16 protein-coding genes are annotated in these 25,829 nt (G+C 44.6%); 6 read left to right on the top strand and 10 right to left on the bottom strand.

Annotated features, from left to right (window positions below; translation table 11 throughout):
- Nucleotides 1–77 precede the first annotated feature (77 nt).
- A complete protein-coding gene (locus QUB66_RS08870) occupies nucleotides 78–704 on the bottom strand; it encodes a hypothetical protein (protein ID WP_332969895.1) in 627 nt (208 codons plus the stop codon).
- Nucleotides 705–770: 66 nt separating this feature from the next.
- Between QUB66_RS08870 and QUB66_RS08865 the strand changes: the two genes are divergently transcribed.
- Both QUB66_RS08865 and QUB66_RS08860 read left to right on the top strand, forming a co-directional pair.
- Nucleotides 771–932, top strand: a complete 162-nt coding sequence (locus QUB66_RS08865; RefSeq protein ID WP_332969894.1) for a hypothetical protein — start codon at nucleotides 771–773, stop codon at nucleotides 930–932.
- A gap of 50 nt (nucleotides 933–982) precedes the next feature.
- On the top strand, nucleotides 983–1,237 hold the full coding sequence (locus tag QUB66_RS08860; protein WP_332969893.1) for a hypothetical protein: 255 nt from the start codon (nucleotides 983–985) through the stop codon (nucleotides 1,235–1,237).
- Nucleotides 1,238–1,245: 8 nt separating this feature from the next.
- Here QUB66_RS08860 and QUB66_RS08855 read toward each other — a convergent pair whose 3' ends face one another.
- The gene (locus tag QUB66_RS08855; RefSeq protein ID WP_332969892.1) at nucleotides 1,246–2,547 is read right to left on the bottom strand and encodes a ParB/RepB/Spo0J family partition protein; all 1,302 of its coding nucleotides are present in this window, start codon (nucleotides 2,545–2,547) and stop codon (nucleotides 1,246–1,248) included.
- Nucleotides 2,548–3,022: 475 nt separating this feature from the next.
- Between QUB66_RS08855 and QUB66_RS08850 the strand changes: the two genes are divergently transcribed.
- Complete coding sequence (locus QUB66_RS08850) at nucleotides 3,023–4,780, top strand: hypothetical protein (protein WP_332969891.1); 1,758 nt, start codon at nucleotides 3,023–3,025, stop codon at nucleotides 4,778–4,780.
- Nucleotides 4,717–6,273, top strand: coding sequence for a vWA domain-containing protein (locus QUB66_RS08845; RefSeq protein WP_332969890.1), 1,557 nt, complete (start codon nucleotides 4,717–4,719; stop codon nucleotides 6,271–6,273). The genes QUB66_RS08850 and QUB66_RS08845 overlap by 64 nt, the downstream gene beginning before the upstream one ends.
- A 264-nt stretch (nucleotides 6,274–6,537) precedes the next feature.
- Here the strand turns inward: QUB66_RS08845 and holA are convergent, their stop codons facing one another.
- From holA to drmA, 5 genes are all read right to left on the bottom strand, one after another.
- Nucleotides 6,538–7,512, bottom strand: coding sequence for a DNA polymerase III subunit delta (gene holA / locus QUB66_RS08840; protein WP_332969889.1), 975 nt, complete (start codon nucleotides 7,510–7,512; stop codon nucleotides 6,538–6,540).
- Nucleotides 7,509–8,918 carry a DNA polymerase III subunit gamma/tau gene (gene dnaX, locus QUB66_RS08835; RefSeq protein WP_332969888.1) on the bottom strand — a complete coding sequence of 470 codons (1,410 nt, stop codon included), beginning with the start codon at nucleotides 8,916–8,918 and terminating at the stop codon, nucleotides 7,509–7,511. Before dnaX ends, holA begins: the two co-directional genes overlap by 4 nt.
- 251 nt (nucleotides 8,919–9,169) lie before the next feature.
- Nucleotides 9,170–10,600 (bottom strand): DNA polymerase III subunit beta, encoded by a 1,431-nt coding sequence (dnaN, locus tag QUB66_RS08830; protein ID WP_332971226.1) that lies wholly within the window; start codon nucleotides 10,598–10,600, stop codon nucleotides 9,170–9,172.
- 96 nt (nucleotides 10,601–10,696) lie between these two features.
- Nucleotides 10,697–12,562 carry a DUF1998 domain-containing protein gene (locus QUB66_RS08825; protein WP_332968508.1) on the bottom strand — a complete coding sequence of 622 codons (1,866 nt, stop codon included), beginning with the start codon at nucleotides 12,560–12,562 and terminating at the stop codon, nucleotides 10,697–10,699.
- 108 nt (nucleotides 12,563–12,670) lie between these two features.
- Complete coding sequence (gene drmA / locus QUB66_RS08820) at nucleotides 12,671–16,444, bottom strand: DISARM system helicase DrmA (RefSeq protein WP_332968505.1); 3,774 nt, start codon at nucleotides 16,442–16,444, stop codon at nucleotides 12,671–12,673.
- A 229-nt stretch (nucleotides 16,445–16,673) separates the two neighbouring features.
- Between drmA and QUB66_RS08815 the strand changes: the two genes are divergently transcribed.
- Together QUB66_RS08815 and QUB66_RS08810 are read left to right on the top strand one after the other, a co-directional pair.
- Nucleotides 16,674–17,090: an element excision factor XisH family protein gene (locus QUB66_RS08815; RefSeq protein WP_332968503.1), complete on the top strand. Its 417-nt coding sequence runs from the start codon at nucleotides 16,674–16,676 to the stop codon at nucleotides 17,088–17,090.
- Nucleotides 17,078–17,425 carry a XisI protein gene (locus QUB66_RS08810; protein WP_332968502.1) on the top strand — a complete coding sequence of 116 codons (348 nt, stop codon included), beginning with the start codon at nucleotides 17,078–17,080 and terminating at the stop codon, nucleotides 17,423–17,425. The genes QUB66_RS08815 and QUB66_RS08810 overlap by 13 nt, the downstream gene beginning before the upstream one ends.
- 130 nt (nucleotides 17,426–17,555) lie before the next feature.
- Here QUB66_RS08810 and QUB66_RS08805 read toward each other — a convergent pair whose 3' ends face one another.
- The 3 genes from QUB66_RS08805 to drmD all read right to left on the bottom strand — a co-directional run bounded on the left by QUB66_RS08805 (nucleotide 17,556) and on the right by drmD (nucleotide 25,697).
- On the bottom strand, nucleotides 17,556–21,722 hold the full coding sequence (locus QUB66_RS08805) for an Eco57I restriction-modification methylase domain-containing protein (RefSeq protein WP_332968501.1): 4,167 nt from the start codon (nucleotides 21,720–21,722) through the stop codon (nucleotides 17,556–17,558).
- A gap of 23 nt (nucleotides 21,723–21,745) precedes the next feature.
- Nucleotides 21,746–22,348 carry a hypothetical protein gene (locus QUB66_RS08800; RefSeq protein WP_332968498.1) on the bottom strand — a complete coding sequence of 201 codons (603 nt, stop codon included), beginning with the start codon at nucleotides 22,346–22,348 and terminating at the stop codon, nucleotides 21,746–21,748.
- A 196-nt stretch (nucleotides 22,349–22,544) separates the two neighbouring features.
- Nucleotides 22,545–25,697 carry a DISARM system SNF2-like helicase DrmD gene (gene drmD, locus QUB66_RS08795; RefSeq protein ID WP_332968496.1) on the bottom strand — a complete coding sequence of 1,051 codons (3,153 nt, stop codon included), beginning with the start codon at nucleotides 25,695–25,697 and terminating at the stop codon, nucleotides 22,545–22,547.
- Nucleotides 25,698–25,829 lie beyond the last annotated feature (132 nt).

The raw sequence follows: 25,829 nt of genomic DNA, 5'->3' as shown, positions 1-25,829 counted from the left end.
ATTGGCCTTGACTTGGAAGTTGGGATCGATTCGGATCCTTCAGCCGCGATCGGATTCTGAGCGACTGCGATAATAGTCTAAATCTCTACCTCTGGAATTGCCTCGATGTCGAAATGAGTGAGGGGCGCGATCGCAGGCGGTGATGTTCTTCGAGCAGCAACAGGTGATCTCGCCTTTCCTGCCAGCGCGGACGCAAGCCAATCTCTTGTCTGTGTGTGTTGCCGGCTGTCCCAACTGAGTTCGCGCCTCGTCCCCGGATGGGCTGGGTGCAGTGCTAACACGGTCAGCTTGATATTTTCTGGCGGCAGCGAGAGAGATTCGGCTGCTGTCCACAATTTTACTCGGTCAGACCAATTTAATGCAGGATGGCGGATTGCCCATTCAATTAAATGGACAGATTGAGGTTCAAGAAAAGCTGCATTGGCGTTGATTTGCACGCATACATCTTTATTAAGCTTAGCGCTAAACTGAGTATCGACTAAGAATGTAGGAGGTTCCCATTCAAATACCTCGGGAAATAGCAAACTAACTTCCATAATCCACTTATCCACTTTGGGATTCGCCAGTAGCAGGGGTTCAGTGGGGAGTTTTAAGAAGGTTTGTTTCATTATTAGTTGAAATTCCTCTTGTTCTAACTTATTGGGAACTGCTAGTTGTGTCGGATTGGCTAGAAAACTTAGATCGGTGAAGGTGATTAATTGCATAGGTGGGTAAGGCAGTTACAGCTTACCCAGGGGGCGCGACGCTAGTCGCCGGCACGCTTTTGATTAATGAACATTTTTGCGATCGAATATTTATCAATAACAGGATTGTTGGGACAAAGCGTTACTAAATTATACTTAGCCGCCTCAACCCAGCAGCAGTTACAGAAAAGATTAGCCTTTCCTGAAGAAGCGATCGCTGGTCGGGCGATCGGGAGAATTTTTCCCTAAACTATAAGCTGCCTGCCGGCAAATTGCCGAGGGAATTATTTGATTCTAAAATGCCTGCAAGTGTACCAACAGCAACAGTATTCCCGGCTCAATTTTCCCCAAACTCTCAGCAATTGATAATCGTAAATTTTCACGCTACAGTTTTTTCCAGCAATTCTGTTAAAGCAGCGATCGCAGCGGGATTTCCGGGAGCTATCGTCTGGGCCAAGCGTGTATGCTACATTCTTGGCCCAGAAATAGCGAAGCTGTCACGGCTGCGCTTTCGTAGCAGTTCAAAACCTTACGAATTTAGTGCCAGTAAATGAGAGCCTCATTACAAAGCCTGCTCGATCGCCCGCCGCGCCAATTCCACCTGTTCCACAGCATCCAGATAAGCTAGCGCTGCTGCATCCCAAACCACTTTTCTCTGCATCCTGTTCAAGACAATTTTCCCAAACTCGTACACCGTGCCGAAGCTTTGCAGCCTGAGAATTCGCTCAGCTATTGAGCAAAAACTCGGCGTTGGGTTCCATATTGCCACTACATCTGAGTGAAGGAGCGACACCACCTCTGGGCCCATATCGACTTTCAAAGTCCCTCCAACCTCCACAATCCGGCCCCAAAATCCATTCCATTTCCTTTGGGCTATTTTTTCAGTAGGAATAAAAGGGATTTTGACAATAACCCACGAAGGAGCGCTGTCTGGACTAAAGCGCGTTTTGACTCCCTCACCCGTAATTGGTTCGCAAGGAGTGCAAGTTTTACATTCTCCACCGCAATCGCCTTCTTGAACCCCCTCGCTACTACTGCTGCCCTCGGTTTTCTTCGAGGCGGAAGATTTTCTCAAAGCACCCTTAATCAGAGCTTTAGCTTGTTTCGGGGTTTTCGCTGCTCCCGACGAGAGCGCCGCCAACGCCACTACTCGCTTGTCCTCCTGCATCTTCGCAAGTTGATACCCTACATCTATGCTGTGGTCATTAATAATGTCCAACCACTTTGCAGCCAATTCGGGGCGATCTTTCTTGAGCTCGTCGGCAGCTTTGACGGCAATGCGCCCTTTCCTGTAGTTCCTGCCGCACCCCAAGCCGACTATAGCCGCCACAATATTTTCCGTCAGTTCCATTTCCCTTGGAGTCAGACCCAAGTCGATCGCGTTCAATGGAAAATTTTCCATTAGCGGTTGCTGGTTGTCCTTTAAGGGCGGATCAGCAGAGCCAGCAGCTTCGTGGCGAGCTTTCTTGGCAGCGTGTCTGTTCCTCAGCTCTCTAGCTATAGGCTCTACAACAATTCCTTCCCGAATTCTCTGTACTGGACTTTGGTGGCGGTGGCGGTTTTCTGCCACCAAGACGAACAGCTCGTCATCTTCAGTCTGGAAGTGGCAGACAATAACTGGGACAGACTTCCAGCCTAGCGCTGCTAGCGCCCTCCACCGCCGATGGCCGCTGACGATCGTGCCATCTGTTTTGACGGTCAGCGGTTGGACGTAGCCTTTGAGTTGGATCAACTCTACCAGATCAGCAATACTTTCGGTGCTTCCGTAAATTTCCTCATTGCGAGGGTGAGGCTTGAGTTGGTCAAGACCAATATGCTGAATCGCGTCGCTGACTGAGAGCGACACAGTTTCATTTTTATTCATTTGGATAGCCCTGGTTGTTTATTTGGGGATTGGGGCTTTGTACCCTTGCCTGCTAAACCCAATAAGGTTTCCTAACAGAAAGCTGGGGTTATTCTCTGTCGGGGCGGCGCGGGCTGTATCGGCAGATCGCCTTCACTGTCAAAAGGTTCGCTGCCTTTACATTCTTAGAATAGCATATTTCTTAAACTAGCAAGGCGCTACATTATGGTATAAAAAAAGACTATTTTATTTAAAGCTTTTTAAAGTTTTATTGATTATTATGATATCGTTTTTGATAAAAGTTGTACAAATAATTAAATAAATTCTACTCGATTAAATAACCGCCATGAAAGTAACAAAGCTGTTTATTAAACCTCAACACGGAGTGCCTCTACACACAGAGAGCGGAAGTCAGTCGATTATTTCCTCAAAACAAGGTACTTTTGCTTCATTGGTGTAAAATTATAGTAGATGCCTAAGTTGCACAACCCTGAGTATGGAAGAAGATTTTGACTGGGAATCTGAGACACAAAGCCGAAAACTGCAACTTTTTACAGACAGGCATAAGTTTACTCGCCTGTTTGCTGAATACATCAACGAAGATCCGCCTCGTTCAACTATCCTCTATTTGCATGGAGATGGCGGGAATGGCAAGTCGTTACTGCTAAAGTTTTTACGGGAGAATTGCTGTAAGTCTTTACACCCGGACGTTTGGAGCCAATTAAAAGCTAAACCCGATGCTGAAGTTGCCCAGGAAATCCAGCGGGTAAGCGACTGGGATAGAGGTTTGAAGCCAGTACCAGCAGTGCTACACGATTTTGAGCCTCTTCCTGGTGGGGACAAGCGATATCAACATCCTTTTGATGGCTTACTGATACTGCGGCGGAACTTGGCAAATGCGGCTCAAGAGTTAGGATATGGATTAAAATTTCCTTTCTATGATTATGCCTGTGTTTGGTATCTCTGCAAAAAGGGAAAATCGGTACAAGAAATTAGACAGCTTTTCCCATTAAGTGAAATAGCTGGATTAATTGCCCCTTTGATTGACGTAGTTACTGAAAATCCTGTTGGTAGTTTTGGAAAAGCAGTCTTAGACATTTTTGCCAAGAATTTAGATGAAAAATTTACTCTTTACCTGCAACAATTAGGCTTAGATGAACCGGAAATTGAAAAAATTCGCAAACTTGACTTGGATCGGGAGTTAATAGAGTCTTTGCCCCATTGGTTTGCACGAGACTTAAATGCAGCAATGGCAGAGAGTAATAAACAGGAAAAGGTAATTAAATCATTACCTTCTTGGCTTGCTCAAGATTTAAAAGCTTTGGATGAGAAACCGCGAAGAGTTGTGCTGTTCTTCGATACCCATGAGGCATTTTGGGGGCATCAGCGTGACGTGCCAGAAGACACATTTTTTTACATGGATGAGTGGCTGCGACGCTTACTCAAAGGGTTGAAGCAAGAGTTAGGTATTGTGGTGGTGGTAGCGGGACGAGAGCCACCGCGATGGGTTGAGGCAACTAAATTCAAAATTTCCCCAGAAGATTTACATACAGATAAAGTAGGGCATTTATCCAAGGCGGATGGGAGGGTTTATCTGCAAAAGTCAGGGATTTCGGATACAGCCCTGGCAGAAGCTTTGATTGATTATGCTAGTGTTGCACCAGATGACGCGCATCCGTTTTATCTGGGTTTATGTGGTGATGTGGTGCTGGCAGCAGCAAAGCGTGGTATTCAACTGAGTACATCAGACTTTCTCAATGTCCCCACCGACAAGTCCAAGGAGTTGAGAAATCGGCTATTAAGATATGTAGATGAGGATATTCGAGATGCAGTTCACGCTCTGAGTGCTTGTCGGGCATTCGATCGCGATCTTTACTTGAAACTAGGAGAAAGTTTGCGTTTCTCTGCTACTTCTGCCTCATTTCGCATCCTCACCCGTTTTTCTTTTGTTTGGAGGGACGTGCAAGGACGCGAGAGTTGGTATCGTATTCACGACTTAATCCACCGTTTAGATTATCAGGAGGACAACCCAATAACTCGCAAGGCTCATCAGGTATTGGAGCAACACTATCGCGATCGGGGTGATGTGGCAGAGGCGATTTATCATGCTGCCTGCCAAAAATGGAAACAAGGTGTCGAGGAATGGCTGAAAGTATTTAATAATGCAAAGGATTCTAGGGATATTAGGTTATGTCAGATATTACTGGAAATCAGGAAGGAATTATGCAAGCTGAGGAAGAAGAAGCCTTCTTAATGGGGCAAATGGCACAATCTACGGGCGATTACTTTGCTTTGTTGGGTAGGGATGAGGAAGCTAAAGGAGAGTATTTGGCTGCGATCGCTGCTTACAATCAAGTTATTTCTAGTTTTTCTAACTTCGCTGAAGTTCAGAACAATAGACCGAATTTACTAAAAAATATTGGTGATTTGCAAGAGAAGTTATACGGAAAGTTGTCTGAACCTAAACAGATAGGAGATCGAATTATAAAAAGGCTTACAGATAATGAGTATTTAACGACTGAAGTAGGTGCGTCTGCGCCTCTGTATGCGAGTGATGCAAATGACTTTTCGTCTGTTGGCGTTATTTATTCTGATGCGAAAAATTTACTGAGAAGTTTTGCAACAAGTCCAGATTTCATGGCTAAGATGCACAAGGCATTTAGCAATACTTTTTATGTGGAGAAGGTGGAAGAGTTCGCAAAAGCTTGGGCGAACGGAGACTTTAGCAATTTTCCACAGATTGAGATCCGTTCATCTGTTGAAATGAATGGGGCTTTGGGCGCTTTTACAACGGTCAGTAATAAGATTTATTTATCTCAAGAATTCCTTGCTCAAAATGTCGAGAATAATCATGCTGTTGTCAGCCTATTACTAGAGGAAATTGGTCACTACATAGATTCTCAAATAAATATTTCAGATAGTCCAGGGGATGAAGGAGAAATTTTTGCTGCAATAGTCCAAGGAAAGGAATTGAGTCAGGCCGAAGATGTAGCGTTGAACGCAGAGGATGATAGGTCAACTATAAGTTTAGAAAGACAGTCTGGATATCAGCAAAATTTACTTAAGTTGCAAAATACGGGAGTTCCAGATAGAGTTGATAGAGCTGTTGAATTTATGATTAATCCTGAACCTCGGTGTCCAGTAGTTTTACTACTCGATACATCAGGCTCGATGTCAGGTGAACCCATTAACGCCTTGAATAGAGGTCTTGCTATTTTTAAAGAAACATTAAAACAAGATAAGATAGCCTCCATGAGAGTAGAAGTCGCAGTTATTACATTTGGTGACACACATCTAATACAAGATTTTGTCACCGTAGATCAAGTTATACTGCCCCACCTAGTAGCTGATGGCGCAACTCCTATGGGTCGAGCTATTGAACTAGCTCTGAATTTACTGGAGAACCGTAAAAGAAAATACAGAGAGAATTACATTCAATATTATAAACCTTGGATTTTCCTAGTTACAGATGGTCAACCTACAGATAGCTGGCAGAATGCAGCATGGAGTGTGAGAGATGCTGAAATGAATAATAAATTTAGTTTTTTTGCGGTGGGTATGCCAAGTGCAAACATGGATATTCTGAGAGATATTTCTCCGCCTAATACTCCTCCAATGTTATTGAATCAAGATTTTAGCTCTCTGTTTTCCTGGGTAAGTCTTTCCTTAAAACAGGTTTCTACGAGTCGAATGGGAGAAAAAGTAGAATTGCCACCTGTAGGATGGGGTAAAGTAGCGATTTCCTGAAAATATAGAAGCTTCATCAACTATTAAAAATTAGTGAATCTGTCTTTTTTGTATAACGCAGTCTTATATCAACTCTTCGGACAGTTTTAGAGCGCCAACCACAGAATGCGGATTTTAGCCCGAACTCAAAGCAAAACTAACAACAAAAATCAAAAAATTAAGGCTTTGAGTAAAAACTGGCCGGAGTCTCAATAATTTATTTGTGTAAAAACTTTCCCTCGTTTAACTAATGCAAGTAATTAAACGAGGGAAATGAGATCTGTCCTACTTTGTTAGCCTTACTTTCTTAGGAGGAAATAGTTGGGCGATCGCCAGAATTGCAGGCAACATGGAATCCCCTTTGCGCCCAAGCTTCAGCGAACCCTCTAAGTCAACCAGCAGGGACACCGCAGACGAAAGGGATGTTAGAGAAGCAGCAGCTACTTCTTTTCTCAGAAAGTACACTCGCTTCGGGTTGGCAATTTGACAAATCCGGGCAATTTCAGCGTCTTGCTTAACTCCTCCAACTATCGCCGCTTTCACCCACAACCAAGTTCTAAATTGAGCAATCAGCGTCGCACAAATCGCCAGCGGGAAAGTTCCTATTGCCAAAAGTTCAAGCAGCAAACAGACTGCTCTGTTAGAGTTACTTTCCCTCAGCGCTTCGGCAAGCTGGAGGCTATTTTGAGTAGTTGAAGGAACCAGCGATCGCACTTGCTTTAAAGTGAGAGAAGCGCCGCGACTGTAAGTAGCTAACTTGTGCAGTTCTGATTCAGCGCGGGCAGAATTGTTCCCGATCGCAACCGCCAAGTAATCAATAGCATTTGAGTTCAGCGACAGCCCTATTGCCAAAGCTTGAGTTCGGATCGATCGGGCAATGAGATCCGTTCGCCAGGGGGGAATAAGGTCAAACTCGAACAGCTTAGCTTGAGAAAGCAGGAATTTTGCCACCTTCAGGCGTTTGTCAATAGAAGGCGCTACAAAAACCAGGTGCGTCTTTTCCGGTACCTGCGGGAGCACCTGAAGAACCTCCAGTGCCTCTTCAGTAAATTGTTTGAAATTACACCCTTCTACCACCACTAACTTTGCTTTTTCCGTTGCCAAGGCGGGAGTCAGGGCGCAGTCAACCGCCTCATTCAATGCCGAAGCATCAAAGCGGTGATAATTGAAGCCAATCCAAGCGGGGTCGAGGTTCTTTTTAAAGGCAGAAAGCTTTTTGTGAATCGCGTGGAGGTCATCCCCTATCAGCAAGCTAATCATGGGTTTTTCTCCTCAAACGACACTTGATAGCAGACGCCCGTTGCAGCCAGAAATATTTTCTGCACCTTAGCTGCGTTCCGGTTGAACTTGTCCAGGTATTGGGCGGGCACGGCCAGCACCGCTTTCTTTTCCGTCAGTGCTACCAGGGAAGCGGCACAGAGTAAAGCGCGGTTCTTCTCAGAAGTTGCTGAGAGCACTTTTTCCCAAATGGCTCGCTCTTTGGAACGAGGCGGGCGCAACTTGGAGGAGGTGGGCAGCTTCTGGGTGCGATCGGGCTGCCTGGGGTTAGCAAGAGCGCCAAGAGCGGCGTGGGGTTTTAATTGTGGCACCTTTGCCAATCCCAGCAAGCAGAGTTCCAGCCACAGCGTTGGGTGAGCGCTCTTGCTGAGCTGCCATTCCGAAGCCCGCAACTGTTCGAGGCCAGCAGCGATCGCATTGCAGTCCCAAGCAGAGGCAATTTCCATCAGCGCCGAGTGCGAAATGCCGCTAACTAGCATCAGCGAACAGTCCGGCACGCTCGTTGCAAGCAACAAGTCCCGGTAGCAGGCTAGCAGCGACGCCAGCAGCATTTTAGGGCTTTTCCCGCTGTCAATAAGTTCGCGGGACAGTTGCAGCAGCTTCAGCGCGTCACCGGCGCGGGTCGATTTCAAAATTGCAACTAAATCCGACTCCGGTATCCGCCCCGACAGCTCCAATACGTGAGAACTGGTAATTTCCTCTCCTAATAAGCTCAACTGGTCGAGCAACTGCAAGGCGTCCCTCATCCCGCCATTCGCGGCGCGGGCGATCGCAATTTTAGCGGCTTCGGCAATTGCAATTGACTCTTTCTCAGCTACCATTGTTAGCTGTTTGACAATGGCTGGGATTGGCAGCGATCGAAACAGGAACGTTTGGCAGCGGCTGTTAATTGTTGGCAGCACTTTGTGTTGCTCTGTCGTACACAAGATGAACACTACATGATGCGGAGGTTCTTCCAAACATTTTAGAAGAGCGTTAAAAGCTTGGGAACTTAGGCAGTGAACTTCATCTAAAATAAACACTCGGTAGCGGCTGATAACTGGTGCGAAGTGCGATCGCTCGATTAGGGCACGAGCATCATCCACACCGTTGTGGGAAGCCGCGTCAATTTCAGCAACGTCTAAGCTGCTGCCTTTTTCAATCGAGCGGCAGGACTGGCACTTGCCGCACGGCTTTACTGTGGGTTTGTCTGCACTGGTGCAGTTGAGAGATTTAGCTAAAATGCGGGCCGTTGAAGTTTTGCCCGTTCCCCGTTCGCCGGCGAACAAGTAAGCCGGAGCAATTTTATTAGTTTTGACCGCATTGGAAAGTGTCCTTTGGATGTACTCCTGTCCGGCCAGTTCAGACAAGCTACGAGGGCGGTATTTTTGAGGCAATGCTGCGTACATGATTGAATGGTTAGGTGTAATTTTGGACTGAGAAGAAGGGGAAGGGGAAGGAAAAATTCACAGGATTTATTTATGCAACTGGCACATATCGTAGGGTGCGTCAGAAGCTGAAACCATCGATAGTCCTTGTAAAACTTTGTCTGACGCACCCTATAAGTCAATTTGAGTGTGACAGTTGCGTAAGTCCTAATCAAGATTATTGTTAGCTTTTATTGAATAAAGAAAAGCCAAAATTTCTCCTTTCTTCCCCTTCATTCTTTGAAAATCGGCATTAACAAGTATTTGGCATCCATTAGGATGTTGGGCTTGGAGCGGTTGCCAGCAGGAACTAAAATGGCGGGGCCATCGCGCTGAGTGAGGTGCATTTGGAGTTGGGAACTAGCGATCGCTTTTGCACCTTCCAACAGGTATTTTATGTTGAATGAAATTGACCAATTGCCGTCTGAATTAACGTGCGCTGCCATCTGTTCCAAGCCGTTTCCAAATTCTCTGAAAAGCGACAGTGACAATTGTTGTGTTTCGCTATTAATGCGGATGCTGAGCGTTTTTTCTTTCTTGTCTGCCAGCACAGCAATTCTCTCTATAGCTTTGATGAAAGGTGCTTTTTCCAGCGTTACCTGATGTTGGAAATCCTGCTGCAATAACTCCTGATAAGCTGGGTATGCGCCTTCTAAACAGCGCGTTACTAAGCGCTGCGCTCCCCACCGGAATTCTACCAGAGCGTCGAGAGTGCTGTAAGAAAGCTCTACTGGGTCAGCGGATGTCCTGCTCGATAAAATTCGCTCCAGTTCGGCGAGCGATTTAGCTGGGACTGTAAGCTCTAGAGGCTGTGCAATTTCCGCTTGTTTCTTCTTAGAAAAACCTTGAATTGAAGTATTGAGGACAACCAAACGGTGGCCGTCTGTGGCAGCAAATTCGAGGCTATCTTGGCCGATTTTGAAGTAAACACCTGTCAGGATGTGCTTGCCTTCATCGGTAGCGGTGGCAAACAGTGACCCTTTCAGCCCTTCTTTCAACGTTTCAGCGGGGATGCAAATTGTTTGCGCTGTTTTTACTTCAGGAATAGCAGGGAATTCTTCACTCGAAATCCCTCGAACTTGATAGCGACCGCAAGCAGCAATTAGGGTAGCAACTGGACTGTTGCTAACAGCCTCTGGCAAGGTGGCGCTATTCACGCTGTCTTCGCTATCTTCACCTTCGCGATTCAAGGCTTCGCGACTGACTAAAGTGATATCTCCGGGTGAGAATTTCCCGACAATATCACTGAGAAGTCCGACAGGAATAGTCATGTCGCCGGGAGATTGAACATTAGCATCAAAAGAGGTTTGAATGGCCAATCTCATGTCGAAGACGGTGAGTTGGACTCGCTGCGTTTTTTTGCAAGCGACTAATAGGACATTTCCTAACACGGGGTGGGTGGGTTTTGCTGGGACAGCTTTGCTGACAAGCTCGAGATGGTGGGCTAAATTGTCTTGGGTGCAAACTAGCTTAATTTCTGGTGGTAAAAGCTGGGGAGAATCGCTATTAGTAGATAGAGACTCGGATTCTTCTTCAAGTTTTGGCTCATCTTTGGCTAAAGGTTTGGTTCTTTCTAAGGGAACAGTTGCTTTTGGTTTTATTTTGGATAAGCCGTTCTCTTTTTTTCGGTTTTTAGCTGTCGCGGTGCGGGATTTGGTTTGCATCTTTGTGCGTTAAAATAGCTGCTAAGCGGGGGCAGCGCTAGCTGCCCGGAGAATAGCTTGCACGACTCAGCTTGTTACTAGACTTTAGATATAAGATTATTGAAAGAAAGCTAATTCTGATAAATCAGCATTCATAGTAGGAATTAACAAAGTGCGATCGAGATATTTATTGCCCCGTTCGCAGGATGTTTCAGGACTAAACAAACAAGCATGACAAGCCGCCCAATGCAAAGAAGTTGTATTTTGTAAAGGGCTATGTTCTGCACATAAAGGGTCAGAAGCACATAAACCAATTTGTTCTAAAGCTTGGTCAATATGACGACCCAAAATACCCGGTTCACCTAAACTGACTAATCCCCCTAGCGTACCTTCGCTGTCTGGTGCGGCTGTATAAATCAATACACCAGCCATTGGGCCATTATCTTCATTACAATCTTTTGAGTAAATGCGTTCCCGCAAACTAGCAGCATTATAACCACATTCTATTACTAATTGCCGCATCAAAGCATGAGCGAAGGAATGCAGTAAAATATAACGAATACCGGGGAAATTAGTATCAGGATCTAAGGAACGCGCCCTGCGCCAACGACGATGCGCTTCTAAGCTTTGTTGTTCGTATTTTTTAAATCCAGGTGTATTGGATAACCATTTTTGTAATATTTGCTCTTGAAATTGCATAAAAATACCTTCGCCGCGCACTTCAGAAGCTGGCACCCATGTAGGTTCAGAACGACTCAAAGGAGCCCAGTATTCTTCGGGTAATTCTCCAGTTTCAGCATAGTCACCAGGAGATTCGATGCGGGAAAAACCAACTAAAGCACGAACTTCTCGCAAGCGTTCTACTAAGACAACTTTTTCAAAATAAGCTTCGTAACCATCAGGTGCGGCGACAGATGTTAACCGAAAATCAGCGTTATTTAAACTGGTGTTTACGTTAGAAAAAACTTGCCATTCGGGGGTTTTGATATCTTTCACATCCAGAAGGGGGGCTTCACCAGCCCCCTGACGTTTTTGTGCGATTTCTTGCCAGATTTCAGCATCTGAATATTTAGCAAATTCTTTGAGTTGACCGATTTGGCGGAAAGCAGCTAAAATATCAATTGTAATAGCTTTTTCTAACACCGTCCAATATTTATCAATTAGTTGCCCCAGTTGATTAATAGTAGTGGGAATCGAGAGTACAGAAAGGGTGATGGGAAACCAGCTATTTGATGCACCGAGTAAGATACTTTTCATTTGTTTAGTACATCCATCTTCTGCAAAGTTGCGTAAATGGGGATGGCGGCCGCGACACTGAGGCATATTCATTTTACCAAGTTCGCCAAAGGCATCGGACATTCGGCGAGATTTACCGCAACGATCGCATTTTACTTCAATATCGGTGGCAGACCCAGAGATGCCATATTCATAGAGACGCAGAGAACCTTTGCAATTACTGTTACCTCTATGAACGAAGTAGTGCCAGGGAAAATCATCTAAGTGTCCGTGTTGACAAGCTACTAAAAATCTGGCAGGGATGGCTGTTGGAGAAAAATTGCGACAATTACTATGAATGTAGCGATTTTGGTCTGGTCGATGGCGGTCGGTTTTTAACTCAAATAGCCCCGATCTTAAAGGTGCGAGTAATCGACATTGGGGACAAACTACCCAGGTGGGGAAAGGTGAGACGGGAATTCCTACTTTGGCGCTTTCATCAAATAAGTTAGGGATGAGGTTGTTTGATTCAGATATAGGCGGCGTTAGCAGTTTTTTGACTTGATTACCGATTTCTTTTTGCACTGCTGCTAGTAACCGGGCTTCTCCTAATTCTGAGGCGTGAGTGAGTTCCCAATCATCTAATCCCATTACCATTGTTGATAAATTGGGTAAATCTACAATAGAACCAATGCCTGAAGAGAATAAAATTTGGCTGGGTCGGAGTTCGCCGACTTTGTTTTTAGAAGGGGATTGATTTGTTGTCATTGTATTAACTAATATATGGCGAACCTAAATGATTTGTGCAAATATCTAGCGGTGGTGCCGACAGCGCGCCCGCCCGTCGGCTGACAAGGGAATCGTGGGGAATTGCTTCTACAACTCTAAATCAATTGGGGTAGTTTCACTCATTGATTGTGTTGGACGATCGTCATCATCGGGGATACGAGCGTCTAAAATTAATCCAATATTCGGTTCAACATTTCGCAAGGAATTTAAACAAGTAAATGATTGCCAATGGCTTTGTCCTGGTTGTTCTAATAATCCGATTGTAACCCCATCTTTTTTAGTCTGATATCCTAATATTTTTCCTCCCGTTGTATTCGCTGCTTCTGCTAACCAATAGTCTAATTTAGCTTCTAATTCCTGTTTTACTAAATCGCGGGTCTTAGTATCTCCTACTGCCAAAGCCCGATCGCAAATCGCATTAATAGCAGCTTCCACATAAGGATGATGGCGAGAAACCCTGCCTGCTTTATCATTAGCGTTTAATTCGCTACCTGCCAAACGCACTAAAGAAACGAATAAAGCAGCTAACCCTCGGTCAATAGCGCGGGGAGCAAAAGGAGTAATTGAAAGGGCTTCAACGTGCTGATAGAAGGTAGCATGATAATGTTCAAATTGCTCGTAATGAGATAAATCTCTCGGTCGTGCCCAGTTATAAACAGTAAATACTAGACCGGGGAAAGTTCGCCCTACCCGCGAGGTTGCTTGGATGTATTCGGCAGTGTTTTTGGGTTGACCTGTCACTACCATTACGCCTAAACGCTTTACGTCTACGCCCACAGAAATCATGTTAGTAGCTAGTAAAACATCTAAGGGTTTGCGCTTGTTATTTTTGTTAGACTTATCTGAGGAAAAAGGAGTTTCTAACCAATTTAATACGATGGGAATATCGGTAGAATTTTTGCGCGATGTCAATTCTTCTACTTCCAGTCTCAGACGTTTTGCTAACCCTCTGCGGTCGGTTTTTCCTAAGCGAGATTGAATGTCATCATCCACTAAACGCCGAGTGCCTCCTAATTCCCGCATTGAATTAAAATAACCCACTAAGGTCATCCAAGGGTCAACCCGATCGCCATATTTTTCAAACAAATATTGAGAGGCTGCCAATACTGCCGTATAAACGCGAATTAATGCTGCTTTTAATCGCCTTCCTGTGGCACAAATCCCCAAATATCGCCGACCCGGATAATCCTCAGAAGGCGGACGCTGACAGGAAAAGAAGTTATCTTCAATATCTAATCCTTGAGGTGGAAAAACTTGCACTTGGCGCAAAAATAGGCTATGCACTTGGTCGCGCGCTTGTCTAATTGTCGCAGTGGAAGCGATTACTTTGGGACGGACTATTTTACCGTTGACTTCCCACGAAGCCAGTTGATCTACGGCGGTTTCATACAGTCCGACTAGGGTTCCCAAAGCGCCACTAATTAAGTGCAATTCATCTTGAATAATTAAATCTGGCGGCCTCAAGGCATTAGTCGGAATAGTTTTAGCAGTAGGGAGTCCGTATTTACTGGGGTGAGAGTTTGTGTCTTCGATTTCAGGAGAACGAAAACCGTGACGGGTGCAATATCCGTCTACTTGTCCGAATAACATTTGTACAGCACCATTCCAGGGCATTTGGGCAAATTTGTCAACAGTTGCTATCACTAATGTTGGCAAACGACGATAGATTTCTTCATCTACAACTACGATGGGTAAACCTTCGGCGGGAGATTGTTTTTGGGTAAATAAACATTTGCCTAAAGCATCACCGCAGTAAATTAAAGTGCGTCCTTGTCCTTTGGCAAAGGATTCTACTTTAATATGTTGTTTGCCGGGGTCAATTTGAGAACCACACCAAGGACAGTTAGTTAATTGATGGGGGGAACCGCTGCTAGTGGGTTGGTATTGTCCGAGTTTTTGTTTGAGAAATTCACTGCTTTGTTCGGTTCGGTTTGGTGTGGTTTTCATCCCCACCCATAACCCAATTCTAAACGGTTCTTTACCCCATTTATTTTCATCTTGACGGCGTATTTCTTCGCAGGCACAAATTAAGGTTGTGGCGCGTTGAAATTGTTGTAATGTTAAGAGGCGGAGGGTGTAGCGCATGAGGACAGCAACCCCTGCTGCGCCGGAACGTCCGGCAATATTTCCTTGCAATCTTCTCAGTCCAATAGTGTAGGCTGTTAAGCCTAGATAGGCTTCGGTTTTACCGCCGCCGGTGGGGAACCAAAGTAAATCGGCGATCGCATCTGTGGGATGACATCGATCTGGGTGGTCTAATTCGGTGATACTGGGAAGATTTAGCAGGATAAAAGCTAACTGAAACGGTCGCCAGGTGCGATTCTTGGGAATATCAATATTATCCCATTCGCTGGCTTCGCCGCGCCGTTTATTTTCGGCATAAATTGAGTGAATCCGCTGTTGCCACATCGCCTGATTCATAAATCGGAAGGCTTCAGTTGCGTTAGAATCTGTTTGTAATAAGTCAATTCCTGCTTGAATGCGATCGCAAGTTATTTGACAATTTGCCATTGCCGATTTTGCGGCCTCCTGATAATCGCCTAAATCGGCGGTGGAGTCGGCAATTTTCGCAGTTTGTTGGGTAATCCATTCACTATAAGCAATAGTTAAAGAACTTAAAGCCGTTGACAAATCGGGAATTTCTGCGAGTTCTTTCATATCTAAAATTAATCCCGCCAGTCCCGGTATTTCCTCAACAGTTGGCGGCGTAGTTTGGGGAATTTCGTAAGCGGGGACGACTTTAGTAGCAAGGCGAAAGGCGCGATGTCTTTGTTCGCCTTCGTATTTTCCCGGTGGGGATTCTGCGTGTACGCCTGTCCCGTGTCCAACGGCAAATTCTATGCAGTTGCGGTACTGCATGGCCATTGCTTGTTCTTCGGCAAATAAGACGGGGTTGAGTTTACCGAGTTGGCGTGTCAGCCGCCGTTTAATGAAAATATCGGGATATTTGGGGTCGGCAGATTCAACGCTTAATTCTGGTTGAAATAACCAAGCGCTATCGCGTCTAATTTCCGGTTCTTTTTGTCCATTAACTAAGAAGAGAGTCACGATCCAATCTTGATGCTGTTGGCGAATTTGACCTTGAACAAATACTGCTTTTTCTGGATCGATTTGCCAAGGATTAATCGTACCTACTTTTAAGATAATATCCGGTGAGGTTCCTCGAATCGGGTAGCGCCGCCACAAGGTTTTTGCTTCGCCAGTCGGAGTTTTGGCGCTTTCGCTTTTCCCTCTTTCGTATTGTCCCCACCCTGCTTTTACTTTAATTGCTTTGGCATTTCCATCAACACAAAAAGTCATGCCAATTGCGGAGGGAAACATTTTCTCGGCGGGGAGAATGTTACTTTCGGTTGTGCCTTCTTCTAAAGTCCCGCTACCGGAAATGGCTAATTCATCCATTTGTTCTGGCGTTTCTTCGAGTTCTTCGGGTACAATATGCCGATCGCTAGGTGCGATTAATCCGACAAGGTAGCGATCGCTAACTCGCATTTCGTCTATTTCTTCATAGTCTCCCCCTGCTGGGCCGAGTAAATCATCTAATATTGCTTGTTCTAATTCTGCCCGAATTTGATAATAACTTGGGGTTTCTAAGATAGAAGGAGGATTGTTTTCACTATTTTGATGGTTATTGAAAAAATGTACAACTCTTTGAGCAATGTTATCGGACATTGTAGGATTTTCTGAATCAATTACCTCACTATCAAAATAGCTCAAACCATTTAATAATATTGCTAAATCTTCTGCTTTTACAGAAACTACGCTACTCCAATCTAATTGAGCAGTTCTATTTTTTAACTCTTGATTAATCGCTGCCAAATCCAAATCACCAGGGAGTACAGCAGGAAGTTGAATAATATTCATATATTGCAATATTTCGTAATATCAATAAACTAGCAATTTAGCCTTTTAGCATCATACCACATTTAAATACGTAGGGTGCGTTAGACGTAGCCGTAACGCACCATATTTCAGTAGCCGTAACGCACCATATTTCAGTAGCCGTAACGCACCATATTTCAGTAGCCGTAACGCACCATATTTCAGTAAATGTGATAGTTTTAACTTGTACCTCTAGATCGAATCGTCTATTGTGGCTAAAGATCGTTTTCATCAAGTTGTTAAAACTGCTCTTACTAAGGATGGGTGGAATGTTACTCACGATCCACTTAAAATAAAAGTAGGTGGTGTAGATATGGAAATTGACTTAGGGGCAGAACGATTACTCGCAGCAGAGCGAGGAAATGAGAAAATTGCGGTAGAAGTCAAAAGTTTTTTGGCTAGTGCATCGGCAATTTCCGAGTTTCATACAGCACTGGGGCAATTTATTAACTATCGGGCTGCATTGCGTCGTGAAGAACCAGATCGCATTCTCTATCTAGCCATACCCGATTTAATCTATAACAGCTTCTTTCAACGTGATTTTCCAGCATCAATGCTGCAAGAAAATTCCGTAAAATTGATTATTTACGACATTGAACTGGAGCAAATTTCACAATGGAAAAACTAACGGATCAATTAACCAACTATCAGCAAATTGTCCAGCAATTGTTGATGGGTTACGCCGAAGTTAAGCCAGCTTATGGCGATTTTGAGGTTGAAACTATCTTTGATACACAGCGCAATCACTATCAAATTGTGCATCTGGGTTGGCAGCATAAACGCTGGGTGCATGATTGTATAATACATCTTGATATTCGCCATGAGAAAATCTGGATTTTTTACAATTCAACAGAACATGATATTGCAGCAGATTTAGTTAATTTGGGCGTACCAAAACAGGATATTGTGTTAGGTTTTTATCCTCCTTTTATGCGGGAAATGAGTGATTATGCAGTAGGCTAAAAACCTGTGGCTGTAATTTCATCCCAGACTGCTAGCGGGGACTAAAATTTCTGCAAACATCTGCGGGAGTAACTCTGCTTGTTGACTTTTAAACCCACATTCCGCTCTCATAGAAATCTCCTACTAAAAGCTAAAACAAACTTAACTGTCCCTCAGATGATACCTCCTTTTTAGCATTTTTACCTCCACTTTTCCCCTTTTTCTTCCCTTTATCGTGCAACCCTTGGGCGACTTCTTCCGCGTAACGTTCGTGATTCAGCAGCAAGAGTCTATCTAGCACTTCCCGGCGTGCGGTTTCGCTGATAGTGTAGCGCAATCCTTGTTTGGTTTGGTGGAAATCATGCCCTAAGTCTATGTCTTGCCAACCGTAGGCGGCGGCGACGGCGTTATCCATTTCTATGTGTAATAAACGCAGTTGTTCAATGTCGGGGGCGGTTTCTTCGGGGTTGTGGAAGCGGTTGTAGGTTTTGGTTAATCCTTCTTGGCGTGTTTGCATGATGCTTTGGCGGTGGGTGTAATATTTTTCGCCGATTTCTTCTAGGTTTGAGGTTGATGTGGGGAAGGGGAAGGTTTCAAAACAGTCTGAGGGGGTGTATCGAGTTCCTGCACCAAGAGTTGAAGAATGGTAAATAAACCATTCAGTATGTGCCATTGATTGTAAAATCACAAATGAAATATAGTCTTGAAAATCAAATACTACAATCATTTCTGACATAACTAAATTTGTCGGTACAAATGTAATTGAGTTAGTATTACTAACACGGGCGCGAACTAAGACTCTATTCTTATCTGCGATCGCATCATACAGTGCTGGACGTTTATCTGCATAAATCCACCATTTTTGCGGTAGCGGTGTCCTAAGCACAAACTCACCATTTTCTTTCTGCCGTGTTCTCTCAGGTTTAACCTTTTCTTCTACAATTGCCAAACAATCAGGATAATCAGCAGCATAAGGTTTACCTTTGGGCTTTTTCGGATCGTCATGTGCAGCATCCAAAGCCCAATCCTTGAAATTAATCACCCAACGACTCGGAGATTGATCCGGGCGAGAATTCAAATCCTCACCATTCAAATAAGGAAATAAAACATCTTTATTTTGAGGTTCTTTTTCAATCAAAGCTTGTGCTTCTTCTGGAGTCAAAACAAAACCCATACCCAGCACATAGGAACCAATAAAAGATTTATCTTGATTTGCTGCTAATCGATGAGGATTACTAACAACTTTACCCGGCGTTGTCAAAAATGCCGTAATTCCATCAACAGGCTTTTCATCTAAAATAAATTCACCCTGCCAATTCCCTTTTCGTAACCAAACATGAGCCACTTCTAAATTAGCACTTCCCTCCCATTTCCGGCTAGGAACAGCACGGGGAATCACACAATTATTAGTAATTAATTGATCTAAGCCAACTTCACGAGAATCACCTTGAGAAATTGTATTTGTAGCAACTAAACCAAACCCACCCTGAGAATTAAGTAACTGTTGCGCCCTTAAAAAAAAGTAAGCAGATAAATCAGCATTTCCTCTTTTTCCATTAGCAATTCTTTCTACTAAAAAATCTCGATAATCCGTACCCAATACACCTGTAATCTTTTTCCCTCCCTGAAACGGAGGATTTCCCACCAAAGCATCAAAACCTTTACCCGATAAATCACTTAAAAACACCTCTGGAAACTCCAACGCCCAATGAAAAGTTTTTCTAGGCGCTTGTTCCCCAGGTTTCCCAATATCTAACATTCTTTGCGCCTTAGCATATAAAACCTCAATTTTTCGCTGCCTTTCCTCATCTTTCCCCGCCAACGCACCAGCCACCTGCTGAGACAAAACAGCCAAATCCTCAACCACCAAATTACCCGTTTTTCCAGCTTGCATCAACGCTTCCCCAACCAGCAAATCCCCAATAAACCGCACCTGATTTAAAGCTTTCTCCGCTGCCTTTAATAACTCATCCTTCCGTTGCAAATCCCGAATATCATTAACCGAAAAACCTTCTAACTCTCGACGTTTAGCAATCGCTTCCTCTAACAAAGGTCTACAAATCGTCGAAATAATCGGCAATTGATTCCCCTCTTTCGGGTTAAGATGAAAAAATTCAATTTGCTGGGCATCCGTCACCCCCAACAGCGAATCACCCCATTTCAAAGCATGATTTAAAAAGGTAAACGGTCGCCCCTGCGCCAAAGTTATCAACCACAAAGATAACTTCGCCATCTCCACCGCCAAAGGATTTTTATCAACACCATAAAGACAGCGTTCAGCCACAATCCGCCGCGCCACCGTCAACCGTTCATCACTATCTTTAGGAATCGGACATTCATCAGGACGAAACTGAGATAAAGTCCCCTCCGGTGCAATCACCACTTTACCCGGATTTTCCCGTTCTGCGGTTTCCCACGCCTCCACCAAACGTTCAGCCAAATAGCGACAAGTCTGCACCAAAAACGCCCCACTTCCCATCGCCATATCGCAGATTTTTAGTAACAGTAATTTCTTTGCAGATTTGAGGACCCATTCAGATTTCGGTTTCCCCTCAGCCACCCCTTCATAAACCAACGGTTCCAAAGTATATTGCACAATCGGTTCCGTTAAACTGCGCGGCGTGTAATGCGTCCCCGTTTCCCGCCGATTAGTCCCCTGAGTCACATAAACGCTACCCGTCGGAATCACCACCGGATAATCCAAAGTATCCAAGCGAATCAAACCCGCAAACGGCAAAACCCGTTGATATAATTCCCCATCATTATTGCAAGCCACCCGCAACCGTTCCTGCATCCGGGGTAAAATCTCGGCTGAAAGCGCCTTTTTCAAAGCAGCAGGAGACTTATTCGACTGTTCTTTAAGCGTTTTGACAAAATTCTCCTCACCCTGCGCTTGTAGGCGTTCCAACTCCGCCAGCGTTATTTCGGGTTCCCGTTCCCGCGTCCCAATTAATCCCAACACCGGAGAACTCGCCCGTACTGCGGTATGGTCAAGCAAGCCCTCGTAAACATGACCAATTTGTTCGATATCCAGCGCCCGAAACGAAAGGCGGCGCGGTTCCACCGTTCCCCCGACGCGGATTTGCAAAACTTGCAAAGCTTCCAACAAATGCAAGACAATGCGATTATTCACCGGAATCGGTTCCGCAGAGGCTGACTTCCACTCAGTTCCCAGCGCCCTTCCTTCCAAAAACGGGAATCTATCCGGGTCAAACAAACTCCCCCCATAAGCAGGAACATCCAGCAAATCGTGGCGAATCCCCCCAAAAACGGCGCGAAATGTCGCCAACAACCGACACCAAGCATCGCTGCGACGTTCCAACACTTCCTCGCCAAATTTATCCGCATCGCTGCGTAACTTCGCCGCAATGGTAGAAACGGCATAATATTCCTGATAAAGCGTTTCTCCCCCCGGCGAAGGAATCAACTTGCGTTCCTCAGCAGCAAACAAAAACACCAACCGCATCATCACCGTCAGCGCCGCTTCATAAAGCTGAGTTTCCGAGATATTTTGTAAAAGACTGCGATTTCTATCTTGGTCGATGCGGTCTAACGCCTGTACCAATACTTCCACCGCCCGCCGTACCTGATACCCCAGTTGGTCGGTAACTTCCTGTTGGTCGGTGATACTCTGAGTTAGCAAGGTTTCCAGCGTCTGGGAGTCATCCACGCCAAAAAACCGCCTCACCCCCAACAAACTGCGAAACGCCCGCAGGGTTAAATGTTCTTCCAACCAAAGGGTAGCGTACCAAGAAATAAAACCCGTCGTTTCCCCTCGTGGCGCATTGACTAACATCCAATGTTCGCCATTCGTCACCAATCCCAACCGCACGTTAGCAGCGTGCAATAATTCCATCATCCGAGTCGCCGGACTCGCTTTCCAACGTTGTCCTGCCAAAGCTTTCTCTAAATTTTGTTCTGCCGGTACAATCTGAACTAACAGTCGAGGTGTCCCGGCGTTGGGTGTGCCTTGAGGATTGACAATTACCCAGTCAGGACGGAGAATTTCGCCATGTTGTTCAACCGTAACTTGCAATCCCGGTGGAATCCGCTGCCCTTCTAAGAATACCTCATCGGGCAATTCCAAAGTCTGCCGCAACACAAATTCCACCCAAGCGCGATGAATGGCTTTTTCAGGACGCGCCCCCAATTGATTATCCTGCCATTCTTCATAAGCTAACCGTAACAGCTTCAAATGTTCTGGGTCATGGGCATCTAACCCACTGGGAAAAACTTTCAGCAATACGGGTAAACTTAAAAAAGGCCCGGAAGCTTCAACGAGGGATAACCATTCAGCGTGATGACGTGCGGTAGACATGATGGGTAATGGGGAATGGGTTTTTATTGCTGTTGAATGGCGCTGACTAAGATACCTAAAATTTTCTTGATATCCTTAATATAATATTCGCTTAAATCAATCGAAATTACTTTATCCTGTAACTTTAAAAATTGCCAAATCGTGCCGATGGTGATGACTCCATAAATACTTTTGATTTCATTTCCTTGTCGTTCATTAAATAACTGTGCTGCTACCATTTCCGCAATACACTGCGCCAACCCCGATTTTAAGTTTTCATTCTTCGTCTCCACCAGCGTAATTACCGGGGCGCGAACAAATAACTGTTCTTTCGATGAACTAATGATAAAATCACAAAAGCCATTTAAACCTTGTTGGACATCAACGGTAAAGTCCACCCCCGAAAATAAGCTAATTTGACCCTTAAATTTGCGCCTAATCTCTAACAAAACTGGACTAATAATCATTTCTGAACGGGCTTTTTCCGTATTAATCGCCACCGCCAAATCAACATTTTCACCTAGAATTGTGGTCAGTAAATCGCTACATTCTGCTTCCGGTACATCCGCAAACATTCCCGACGCTTCGTTTATTGTCAATCCAAACCGTTGACTTACTTCATTTAACTTAAAATCGCTGTATGCCATTTGCCTCACCTCCGTTTGCACTAAAGTGCTTACTACGAACTGTTTGTAGTAGGCACTTTAGTGCCTCATAATTAAGTTGTTCTGCATTTAAATTGCATATTTCGATCCCATATCAAAACTCGTCAAATCCTCTCCCCCTCTCCCCCTCTCCCCTTCTCCCCCTCTAATACCATAAACAATCTAGGTGCATAACAGCTTACCTCCCAAGTTTCTGCGGAACTAAGTAAGTAACCGCCAAAGGAAACAATCGCGGCGTTGGATTAGCAAATCTCGCCCTAATTACCGCCGTTTCCTGTTCAATCTCGCCAGGAATTTGCTCAATCCTCAACTTTAAACTATTGACATTTCGCTCAAATTGTGCCTGTTCCTCCGTATTAAATAACTCCAATTGCTTAAACTCCGGTTCATCAAACTCTTTTTCAATACTAAGCTTTAACTCAGTTAAAATAGCCGTAATATCCGCCACCTCCTTATCAGCGCGGTTTTGCAAATCCCGTTGCAAACTAGCAGTTCTATCACTCATCCGCCCCTGCAAACTCTTCAGCAATTCATCGGCATAATTCGGCCAAAATTCGGCTAATTTTTGTTGAATGCTATCTGGCGCTGCTGCTGGTAAAACTGCATTTAATGCCCCTTCCAATTGCTTCACTTTCAACCTGGTAAATTTGCCATCCTTCAACACTCCCCCCGCCGCAATCACCTCTTCATGTAACCGCTGTTGGTCGCTTCCTAAAATCACCAATCTACCATAAGCAACCACCGCCGGAGTTTCCAACCCAGAACTAGCAGAAACTAACCTCGCCGTCACGCGATGCAAGCATTTTCTTTCCTCCCCAGACCACACCTCAGCCCGCAACAAGCGCAAACACATTTGTACTAACCGATGATTCAAATGTGCTAACACCACATTATCTTTACCCTGGGCTAATTCCGGGTCAAAAACAATGGGGCGAATCTCTTTTGTATGGGGATGGGCTAACCCTTCGCTACACATTGCCCAACTGCTTTTTAGGGCGGGTAAATAAAAAGCTTTTCCCTTTAAACCTGCTATCTGAGTTTCTATCAGTGGCGGTTGTTCTGCTAACTCTAACCCAATTTTTACTACTGATTCTATATTATCAGGGGTTAACCGTAAATTCTGGCGAGTTTCGTTTAATTGTTCCCGCAATTTATCAATTTGTTCTCTCACTTTGCGCTCAAACTTTAACATCCGTCGCACAGGTTCCGATTCCCGTTCAGATTTGCTAGTATCTAAAGTAGTCCGATATCCTAACATTGCTTCTTCTACTTGCTGGGCAATCACCATGCCCACTTTACCCAAATCTTCTCTGATATTATTAACTTTTAATGCCGCCCTCATTAAAAATTCTAAATCACCTTCTAAATCACCCGGTTTAGTTCCCGTTACCGAATTTTCTTTATAATCTTTTCCGACAAAATGATAAACTAAAACCTCCTGAGCTTTTTGTCCGTGACGGTCAATTCTGCCATTCCGCTGTTCCATCCGATTCGGATTCCAAGGAATTTCATAATGAATCAATTTAGAACAATAATTCTGTAAATCTAACCCTTCCGAAGCTGCATCAGTTGCCAGTAAAATCCGCACAGGGGAAATATCAGGGTCGGTTTGAAAAGCGGCTTTAACTTTTTCCCTATCTTCCGAAACCATCCCGCCATAAAGAGTCATCAATCTGTCTCCTTCGATTAATCTTTCGGCTGCTAATAAATTATACAACCATTTTTGAGTAGCGCGATATTCGGTGAAAATAATAACCCGTTGATTTGACCATTTCCCATTAGGTTTGATCTGAGTATGAATCCAATTCAATAATTCTTGAGCTTTGGCATCCGGTCGTTTGGCGGCATCTTCAGCCCATTGTCGCATTTCTTGTAATAATTGTTGTTCTGCTGCCGAAAGTGGGCGAAATAATCTGCTAGTATTAGTAATTGCTTCATCGGTTGCTTCTTCGTAAACCGCATCATCGGCAAATTCTTCTTCAACTTGCTCTAATTGACGGCGTAAAATTCCCTCAGTTGGTCGTGATAAAGTGGTAGCAGTCCGGCGACGGGCTGAAGTTATAGATTTTTCGTGCTGGGCTAAGGTAATCGCAAAGGCTTCTGGGGAAGAAAACAAGCGTTTCTTTAACAGTTTTAAAACAAATTCTGTGGCATACTTTTCTGTATTATCTGCCACACCTTTACAACGTAATTCGGTGTAATGTTTTAACGCAGAGTGCGTCCTCCGTTCGGCGGCGGGATAATCTACTAAAATAGGGGCTAAATTCCGTACTGGAAATAAAGGCGAACCATCCCAGTTTTGCATTTCTTGTTTCAGTCGTCGCACCATGACAACTTGCAGTTGATTTTTGTCAGGAGAAACACCCCTAGCAAATCTTTGGGAGTCTAACAATTCTAATAAGGCGGTGAAACTTTCGGGATAACCGTTATGGGGAGTCGCGGTTAAAAATAATTTGTGTTCAAAATGAGGAACTAATAATCTAATTGTGGTCGTTCGGAGGGAGTCAACTGCATATTTTCCGCCGCCGGATGGGGCGACGTTGTGCGCTTCATCGACAATCAGCAAGTCAAAACGGCGGGGATAGAGGGGTTCGCCTTCGGCGGGGAGGAGTTCGCGAAAAAGACGCAGGGGGCGATCGCGCTTGATAAAATCGATCGAGGTAATCAACCTGGGAAAATGCTGCCAAGGATTGACATGAATTCCGCGAGAACGCCGTAACTCTTTCATCAAGTTACTATCAACAATCCGAAAATCTAAACCAAATTTATCCCGCATTTGGTCGCGCCATTGAATTTGTAGCGCTGAAGGGCAGATAATCAAAATACGACGGCAACGATGGCGAATTGTCAACTCCTGCGCGACTAATCCTGCCTCTATGGTTTTCCCTAATCCTACATCATCAGCAATTAGTAAGTTAACACGGGGCATTTGAATGGCACGCACAACGGGGTCAAGCTGATAATCTTCAATATCAATACCGCTACGAAAGGGAGATTGTATAGTACGAATATCAGCAGTTGAAGCGCCCCCCCAGCGTACCGCATCCAAAAAAGCGTCTAATTTAGCGGGTTCATCAAAACCTGTAGGTGGCGGTAGTTCCATCCGTTCGCGAATAAAAGCCCCAGGTTCTAATTCCCAGATTACCTGTAATTCTTCTCCCAAAGCATCATCTTCCACAGAGGAAAGCATCACCAGGTTTTGCAACTGCTGTAACCCTGGTAGCATGGGATTAACAGGTATGGCAGTTGGACGTATGTCGGTGACGACGTATTGGCGCGATCGCACTTTGACTAACTGACCGAGTTCTGGAATTGCTCTAGTTAAACTCATTACCATCCTCTGGGAAATTTTGACACTACTTCCGTCTGTGTGGCACTGTTTTAAGTTGGTGCAACTTTTTTGGTGAGATAAAGTGCGATCGCAACCTAACAATTTTCTCAGCTTTTAGTCCCGTATTGGTAT

The organism is Microcoleus sp. A2-C3 (genome assembly GCF_036706065.1).
In the GTDB taxonomy this organism is placed as follows: domain Bacteria; phylum Cyanobacteriota; class Cyanobacteriia; order Cyanobacteriales; family Microcoleaceae; genus Microcoleus.
The sequence above is the reverse complement of the archived record's forward strand: the minus strand, read 5'-3'. Positions and strand labels throughout refer to the sequence as shown.

What these genes read in the sequence shown, in the direction of transcription:
- dnaX (WP_332969888.1), bottom strand. Translation starts at nt 8,918, where the DNA reads ATGTACGCAGCATTGCCTCAAAAATACCGCCCTCGTAGCTTGTCTGAA.
- QUB66_RS08810 (WP_332968502.1), top strand. Translation starts at nt 17,078, where the DNA reads ATGGAAAAACTAACGGATCAATTAACCAACTATCAGCAAATTGTCCAG.
- QUB66_RS08805 (WP_332968501.1), bottom strand. Translation starts at nt 21,722, where the DNA reads ATGTCTACCGCACGTCATCACGCTGAATGGTTATCCCTCGTTGAAGCT.
- QUB66_RS08870 (WP_332969895.1), bottom strand. Translation starts at nt 704, where the DNA reads ATGCAATTAATCACCTTCACCGATCTAAGTTTTCTAGCCAATCCGACA.
- QUB66_RS08850 (WP_332969891.1), top strand. Translation starts at nt 3,023, where the DNA reads ATGGAAGAAGATTTTGACTGGGAATCTGAGACACAAAGCCGAAAACTG.
- drmD (WP_332968496.1), bottom strand. Translation starts at nt 25,697, where the DNA reads ATGAGTTTAACTAGAGCAATTCCAGAACTCGGTCAGTTAGTCAAAGTG.
- drmA (WP_332968505.1), bottom strand. Translation starts at nt 16,444, where the DNA reads ATGAATATTATTCAACTTCCTGCTGTACTCCCTGGTGATTTGGATTTG.
- QUB66_RS08825 (WP_332968508.1), bottom strand. Translation starts at nt 12,562, where the DNA reads ATGACAACAAATCAATCCCCTTCTAAAAACAAAGTCGGCGAACTCCGA.
- QUB66_RS08860 (WP_332969893.1), top strand. Translation starts at nt 983, where the DNA reads ATGCCTGCAAGTGTACCAACAGCAACAGTATTCCCGGCTCAATTTTCC.
- QUB66_RS08865 (WP_332969894.1), top strand. Translation starts at nt 771, where the DNA reads ATGAACATTTTTGCGATCGAATATTTATCAATAACAGGATTGTTGGGA.
- QUB66_RS08800 (WP_332968498.1), bottom strand. Translation starts at nt 22,348, where the DNA reads ATGGCATACAGCGATTTTAAGTTAAATGAAGTAAGTCAACGGTTTGGA.
- dnaN (WP_332971226.1), bottom strand. Translation starts at nt 10,600, where the DNA reads ATGCAAACCAAATCCCGCACCGCGACAGCTAAAAACCGAAAAAAAGAG.
- holA (WP_332969889.1), bottom strand. Translation starts at nt 7,512, where the DNA reads ATGATTAGCTTGCTGATAGGGGATGACCTCCACGCGATTCACAAAAAG.
- QUB66_RS08855 (WP_332969892.1), bottom strand. Translation starts at nt 2,547, where the DNA reads ATGAATAAAAATGAAACTGTGTCGCTCTCAGTCAGCGACGCGATTCAG.
- QUB66_RS08845 (WP_332969890.1), top strand. Translation starts at nt 4,717, where the DNA reads ATGTCAGATATTACTGGAAATCAGGAAGGAATTATGCAAGCTGAGGAA.